Annotated in this window: 2 protein-coding genes; both read right to left on the bottom strand. The window is 35.3% G+C overall.

Features of this window, described 5'->3' with window-relative positions; all coding sequences use genetic code 11:
• Nucleotides 1-97: 97 nt before the first annotated feature.
• Nucleotides 98-706: a hypothetical protein gene (locus EIZ48_RS28200; RefSeq protein WP_160658699.1), complete on the bottom strand. Its 609-nt coding sequence runs from the start codon at nucleotides 704-706 to the stop codon at nucleotides 98-100.
• Between the two features lie 190 nt (nucleotides 707-896).
• Complete coding sequence (locus tag EIZ48_RS28195) at nucleotides 897-1,268, bottom strand: hypothetical protein (RefSeq protein WP_160658697.1); 372 nt, start codon at nucleotides 1,266-1,268, stop codon at nucleotides 897-899.
• Nucleotides 1,269-1,436 lie beyond the last annotated feature (168 nt).

The raw sequence follows: 1,436 nt of genomic DNA, 5'->3' as shown, positions 1-1,436 counted from the left end.
CATAACGCCAACATAAGGTGCGCCACAATAAACTAACCAAGCGCACCAAACTCCATACCAAAACTGCCGAGTGTAAAGCGTCACCTTGATGTTTTTGTTATGTTTTATGGTATACACCCTTACCATACCTTTGGATGTAATTGTAAAACAACCAACCACAACAGCCTGAAATTAAACAGCTTATCAAGGTAAACCACAGACTAAATACAAAAGATACTTCTGGTAGATTTTGAAATGGATACTTTCTACTAATGTTCTCTACTTCTTGTTCATTAATTAAATAATTAATATCTGCTTTCATCACTAAAAATTCATTATTTTCAAGCGTATTAATATAGTTATCTTTAAGCCCTCTGCTTACTTGGGCTTTATACATATAATACTCTTTAGCTTTCGCACAATATCGTTCTGTATTTATCGGGTCTAAGTCATTAGAAGTCAAGCAAGCATCTATCAAATCAACAATATAAAGGTTATGTATCTTTTCACGTTGTTCTGTAACATTTGTAAAATGTTCATAGTTTTTATCTACTATTTTCTTCACAACGTATAAAGAAGCAAGTTGCGTTGATAAAGCTAGTGTAGTGACAAGGACAAAAATCACTATACCCTTTAAAATTGTGTATTTAGCAACGGTTGAGAAAATAGCATTTAACCACTTCTTAGCTACCCTGATATTTCGTTCACACAACTCTAAATCCGCCATTGGWTCTCCTAAAACATAACGCYTGCAATAAGGTGCCCCGCACTGAACTAACAAAGCACACTGAATTTCATACCAAAACCGCCGAGTGTAAAGGGTCACCTTGATTGCTTTGTTATAAGACAGTTCCGAATGAACAATATACGAAGTTGAACAACGCAACATATGATTGACGAAAGCTTCTAAGACTTAGTTATAAATCATTGATGAAATTGACATCTAACTCTTTCAGCTCATAACGAGAAACCGTCAAAGGGTGGCCATCAGTAATAGCGTAAGCTTCAATACAGTCTAAATAACCGTTTTCTATATGAAGAATCACATCTGCACCATCTGTAAGTTTTGGAGCTATAAGTTTCAACTCGTTTAAGTTAATGCTTGTATAACCTTCAGGGCTTACAATTTGTCCAACGTTTTCATTTACTTTAAACGATGTAAAGAAACCAATCGTGGTATCTTCTCGTTCGGTAACTTCACAGCACAAGATTTGTTCTTGAATTGCGATTGATGGATATGATCTAGCAAACCAATCCAAAATATCTGTTTCTAATTGAGATAGTTTCATATTGCCTTATAACGCCTGCAACTTGTGAATCCCCACAAAATACCTTTGTAGTTCAATAAGTAGACACGCACCTTACCTTCTGATCTAATGAATTCACCACAAACACAAAAGATTGAAAGCAAGATGCGTGATATTCAAATACTACACGAGTCGCTGGAAAAACAATGC

This window comes from Photobacterium alginatilyticum (assembly GCF_009910675.1).
GTDB lineage: Bacteria > Pseudomonadota > Gammaproteobacteria > Enterobacterales > Vibrionaceae > Photobacterium > Photobacterium alginatilyticum.
Note: the sequence above shows the minus strand (reverse complement) of the source record. Positions and strands in the feature narration are given on the sequence as shown.

Excerpts from the sequence above, each read along its gene's own strand:
- EIZ48_RS28200 (WP_160658699.1), bottom strand. The coding sequence starts at position 706 with ATGGCGGATTTAGAGTTGTGTGAACGAAATATCAGGGTAGCTAAGAAG.
- EIZ48_RS28195 (WP_160658697.1), bottom strand. The coding sequence starts at position 1,268 with ATGAAACTATCTCAATTAGAAACAGATATTTTGGATTGGTTTGCTAGA.